Below are 4,919 nucleotides of genomic sequence, written 5' to 3'. Positions count from 1 at the left end.
GGCGTTTGATAGCCCGATGGTCCTGTTCGACAATGTTGTTCAGGTACTTGATCTAACGGACCATGATCGGCGTCTCGCGATCGGCATTCACCGCATCCAGTGCGGCCAGATTGGAGCCGCTTTTGTCGATGGCCACGGTAGCAATCAGGTTCTCCGCCATATCCATCGCACATCACGGTCGCTGATTCAGTTTCGATAAGTTCTTCATGCGCATTATGTGTTGCGGCGTTCGCTCAGACATGAACCGCCGCACGTCGTCGAGCCGGACATATCCTGTGCCAGCGCGATCAATCTCCGAAAAATGGTCACTAACGAGTCCCCAGCCAGCAACTTTGGCCTGTTGTTGCGACAATATCCCGTTGGGGTCACCACCGGTGGCAGCGGTGAAGCGCTGAATGATCTGATCTTCCACGTCCTGTGTTACAGAGTTTTCCGATTGCTTGGGTGGCTGAACCCAGCCCTCCGGCGGTGGCGGAGGGCTGGGCAAGTCATCATAGGCAAACGCCGCTCCGATGCACGACATTGCAACAATAGTTGCGGCCATGCTAGAAGCAAAGTAGGCCAAGAATTTCATAGCTGTCGTACCATTAAAGTAACGAGCCGTCCGCGACACGTGCCGGCGACTGGTAATAACTGTCGATCACCTGTTTGAGGGGTAAGCGTGCTATCTCCGTGTTGTAGATCATGTGCCCACCCTCGAACCATTTGACTGGGATGCGGTCACTCAGGTTCACTCCCTCAAGATCAAGTTCGGTCTGGAAACCTGGCGTTGCGATATCTTCGTAACCGTGGAGAATAAGCAGTTTGGCATCAGGGTTGGCCGTCAGGACTGCTTGAATATCAGTGATGCGCTGTGGGTAGTAGTATTTACTTCCTGTTCGCTTCCATTTCCAGTTTATGGCTGTCGCGCTATTCAGTGGCTCGTAGCTCGATTGGGTCTTATAGTTGACGAAATCGGGTAAATACGTCTTGAGCTGGTTAAGAAAGGCCATGTTGATGTAGTCGTCCGCCGCAAAGCTATTCGCGGTCGGCACTTTCATACGCGCATCGTAGCGCCCGAGGGTGTAGCCCGAAACCAGCGCGCCGCGGAACGGTTCAGGCGTGTAGTTAAACGAGCTTTTCCAGGTCGATGCGGGAATACCAGTATAGTCCGCTATCCGGCTCAGGAGCGCTTGGCCCGCAGTGCTTGCCGCGTACGCATTCCATTGGCTGTTCGCCTTGCCGTTTGCATCGAAGTATGTGTTGAATGTGGTCTGGAATGTTGCTTTTGCCAACGTCCGCAGCTCGTCGAGATACTGCTGTTGTGTTTGCGTACCGCGCTTCACGGATTTCTTGAAGTAATCGGCTGTCATCGCGTAGGAGGGGATATATCCTTCGCATGTCTCTCGGCCGTTCATCTTGTCACAATTGGAATTGTAATCAACGAGCGGCGAGTTGAGGCTGAATCCAGCCAAGACCTTGGCTGGCTTTCCAGACGGATCTGGCACGTAACTGCTGGTACCAGCCTGCTCCAGAAGATTGGCGACGATCGGCGTGCGGATGCCACCATAGGATTCGCCGTACAGGTACTTCGGCGAACTCTGCCGATTGTATTTGTTCGTATAGCTCGTAATGAAGTCCGCGACCACTTGGGCGTCATCGTCGGTTCCCCATAAATCGCCATTCTTGAGTGGTGCAATCGCCGTGGAAAGACCCGTGCCCGGCGGGTCAACAAAGACGATGTCCGACTGGTCGAGCAGCGAAATTGCATTGTCCTCAAACGGGAAGCTATCGGGCTGCTCGGTGGAATTGGTCATATTCGGCGCATCGGACCTGAGCCGTTTCGGTCCCCAGGATCCCAGGTGCAGCCAGATCGAGGCTGACCCAGGACCGCCGTTCCACAGAAACGTGACCGGCCGATTCTCCTTGGGCAGCGCATCCCGCGTATATGCTGTATAGAAGATCGCTGCCTCCGCCTTCGTGCCGGTCTCGCTTTGGCGATAGGCGACCAAGTGTCCAGCGCGCGCGATATACGGCAGTGCCTTTCCGTTGATGGCGATCGTATGCCTTTTCACGGAAGAATCCTCATCGTCTTCGACAGTGAAATCGAACCATCCTTCGTCGTATCGTATACGTTAACGTCGTTCAGTACCTTATCGGTCGGAGCGATTTTCAGGAACGTGTTCTGTTCTGATTCCGCCACCCCGGTGTTTGGCGGTGACGTGACAGGTGCGGACGGGGTCGCTTGGGTAGGCGTCGGGTCGTCACCGCCGCAGGCGACCAACGTCACGGCAGCGAGTGCCGCGATCGCGGGCCAGATTGCTATCCTTCCGGTCATCGATTGGATCCTCGTGATTGTCAATGGGTTCAACAGGTGATATTGCAAAGCATCATGACCGGGTCAGGCCAGGTGGTTTCAGTATATCTGCCGCCTGGTCGGACCGGCTCCGTGCCACCTTGCGGATCAGGGCTGTCAGGTTCTCGTATTCCCACGAGCGCACTTACGCAATCGTTCAAAGTTCATCGCGTGCCGGTGCAGCTCAACGGAGATGTTCTGAACGTTCGCAGCGCGTAGGCAGTTCAATGCGATGGAGCGAAGGCGCGCGCTAACGACGGGCTTGTTTCGGGTCCGGCAAGCATCTTCGTGGAACGTTACGTCGCGCACGTAGTGATTCTGGTTCTCGACGGACCAATGCCCTCGAATGGCACGCTGGAAATCGGGCGCGCTCAACGGTGTTGTGCTGACCCACCACGCCGTCTCGGCGGCGCGTACCCAGCCATCGCGGGTTTTGCGCTCGGATATCCGCTCAATCCTTGCGACCTGGCATACCAGCGCTTGCCATTCGTCTGGCATCCAGTGCGGCGGTACGTCAAAGGTATGCACGGTACGCGTTTCGATACGTCCGTGGCCCTTGTCATGCTGCACGTCGCATTGCGAAGCGGCGCGATATTGCGGCAGGCTTGTACAGGCTTCGAGCAATGCCGGCTGGTTGCCCTTTACCTGTACTACCGCGTCGGCCTTCTTCTCCAACGCCAACGCTAGCGTTTTTTTTGGCAGTGCAGCGCGTCCACGGTAAAAACTCGCCCCGACAATCCGAATGACTCGATCAACGCCTGTGCAGCCGGTATTTCGTTGGACTTGTCATCCACTTCGATGTGACCCAGCACGATGAGGCTATCATGATCGAAAGCTGAAACCAATTGCCGGGCTGCAGTGTCTTTCACTCGATCTGCACTTCCCCGCAATGCCTTGCCATCGATAGCAATGAATTGCCTGCCGGGTGGCGGGGACACCTGCCGGTTCGCATGCTCACGAAACGCGCGCTCCAACTCCTGCTCGTCGAGACCCAGCAGAAATTCCCGAATCGCCACCCAGCACGGGGCCTTGCGCCAGCTTGTCCCGAACAGCCGATTCAGGTTCGGCAGTTGCTCCTCGATAAACACCTGCATTTTCCTCAACGACGCGGATCCGGACAGGATTGACATCACAATCGCACAAAGCAACGGCTCCAGCGCATAGCGTTTGCCGTGCGCGCGACGAACGTCCCGCAATTCCGAAAATACGCCACCAAACATCATCTACGTTTTGCCCCTCGTTTCGAAGGGGCGACGTTAACACGGCGCAGCAGAAGTTAACAGCCCTGCCTTGCGGATGGGGGGGGGCTGTAACACTGCGACGCCTCCGCTACTTAGCCACCGTCACGGCCGCCACGCGCGCATTCGGCACCATTGGCCTCTCGAGTGGGGTATGCGCCAAGTCCAGCGTGACGAGCGCGGTGCGCTGATAGCCTGCAAGCGTCAACTTGACCTTGCTACCCGGCAATACCGTGAAGTCGCGCGGCGTCATCTTCAGCGAGAAGTCATAGTCGGTGCCCGGGGCAACCGACTGTGCGACGTCGAGGCCCTAGTAGAAACGCGGATTCGCCCAGCCATACGTTACGTCGTACCACCGACGGCGTGACCTTGATGTCGGTCACCGACGGAACGAACCGGCCGCGCATCATCACGCGGATCGGGCGGCGTCTCATAGGAAGCGTCCTTGTGTTGCTGAAATCCACCGGCCCCATCTGCGTCTCGTCCGTCTTGCCCTGTATCAGCACACCGTCCGCGCAGCCGTTGTCGCGGAGGTGATACGATGTGTCGACCGTCGTCGGCCAAGTGTATTCGTTGATGAACAGTTCGCCCGTCGGAATGCAGTCTCGCGAGCAGTGGCCCGAGTGGCAATGGCCGATCAGCGTGTTACTCGTGTCGTTCTGCGCTGGATTGGACGTAACGCCGGCTGGGATATCGCCCGACGGCGTCTCGCGCACATAGGTGTTTCTCGACGCATTATTTACGCGCGAATACCACATCAGGATCTGCTTCTGCCACGCAGGGTCATCGTGATCGCGGCTGTGCAACCAAAGTTGGACGGGCCTCTTGCTCCTGTACAGTGCGTCGCCATCGTACTGCCCGGCGACAATGACGGGAGGTTACGTGGTTCTCTGTGCAAATGCCAGAAAAAAAGCGTCAAATATATTGATTCCAACACTAAGAGTCATTGAAGCCCGTGGTGGGCGTGGCTCTGGTGCAAATAGGCGGTCTGTACGAGATTGTTGTTATCTAGAGGATACCTCATCAAGCAGGCAGGACGGCCTCCCAGACTGCGGGCGCAGTGGTATCTTTGAGGCCGAGCTTCGCGAGGCTGAATTGGCCCTTGCGAATGCGATGTACCAACTCGATACCAGAGAGCGTGATCGCTGCGTTCCTGAAACGTTTGAAGCCGAGCATGACTTTCGTCCGGGACTTGATGTTGCGGTGGCCCTGCTCGACCAGATTATTGAGATATTTCGAGGATCGGATCTTCGTGTCCTCAGGCAGCAAGCCATGGCTTTGTCCGGATGGGGGTATTGCAAAGATGCTGCGGGTTGTGTAGAAGCGCAACATCATGAGGCCAGCTT

4 protein-coding genes and 3 pseudogenes are annotated in these 4,919 nt (G+C 56.7%); 1 reads left to right on the top strand and 6 read right to left on the bottom strand.

Annotated elements, in window-relative coordinates; translation table 11 throughout:
* Positions 1-55 precede the first annotated feature (55 nt).
* The 3 genes and pseudogenes from BMI01S_RS41605 to BMI01S_RS35905 form a co-directional block, all read right to left on the bottom strand.
* Positions 56-139 (bottom strand): annotated as a pseudogene (locus BMI01S_RS41605) (IS6 family transposase); the annotation flags it as partial.
* Between the two features lie 33 nt (positions 140-172).
* Entirely contained in the window at positions 173-574 is a 402-nt protein-coding gene (locus BMI01S_RS35910; RefSeq protein ID WP_028215532.1) for a hypothetical protein, read from the bottom strand.
* Positions 575-587: 13 nt separating this feature from the next.
* Positions 588-2,054 carry a S10 family serine carboxypeptidase-like protein gene (locus tag BMI01S_RS35905; RefSeq protein WP_238328191.1) on the bottom strand — a complete coding sequence of 489 codons (1,467 nt, stop codon included), beginning with the start codon at positions 2,052-2,054 and terminating at the stop codon, positions 588-590.
* Here BMI01S_RS35905 and BMI01S_RS44355 point away from each other — a divergent pair.
* Complete coding sequence (locus BMI01S_RS44355; protein WP_154671530.1) at positions 2,043-2,357, top strand: hypothetical protein; 315 nt, start codon at positions 2,043-2,045, stop codon at positions 2,355-2,357. The genes BMI01S_RS35905 and BMI01S_RS44355 overlap by 12 nt on opposite strands.
* Before the next feature lie 95 nt (positions 2,358-2,452).
* Here the strand turns inward: BMI01S_RS44355 and BMI01S_RS43630 are convergent.
* The 3 genes and pseudogenes from BMI01S_RS43630 to BMI01S_RS35885 all read right to left on the bottom strand — a co-directional run.
* Positions 2,453-3,531: pseudogene (locus tag BMI01S_RS43630) on the bottom strand (ISAs1 family transposase).
* A 133-nt stretch (positions 3,532-3,664) separates the two neighbouring features.
* Positions 3,665-4,418, bottom strand: a pseudogene (locus tag BMI01S_RS35890) (Xaa-Pro dipeptidyl-peptidase); the annotation flags it as partial.
* A 178-nt stretch (positions 4,419-4,596) separates the two neighbouring features.
* On the bottom strand, positions 4,597-4,919 hold a 323-nt coding region (locus tag BMI01S_RS35885), incomplete at its 5' end, for a DDE-type integrase/transposase/recombinase (protein ID WP_042292757.1).

The sequence above is a fragment of the Paraburkholderia mimosarum LMG 23256 = NBRC 106338 genome, from assembly GCF_000739815.1.
Lineage (GTDB): Bacteria > Pseudomonadota > Gammaproteobacteria > Burkholderiales > Burkholderiaceae > Paraburkholderia > Paraburkholderia mimosarum.
Note: the sequence above shows the minus strand (reverse complement) of the source record. Positions and strands in the feature narration are given on the sequence as shown.

Coding starts and splice junctions, on each gene's coding strand:
- BMI01S_RS35910 (WP_028215532.1), bottom strand. CDS start 574: ATGAAATTCTTGGCCTACTTTGCTTCTAGCATGGCCGCAACTATTGTT.
- BMI01S_RS44355 (WP_154671530.1), top strand. CDS start 2,043: ATGCCTTTTCACGGAAGAATCCTCATCGTCTTCGACAGTGAAATCGAA.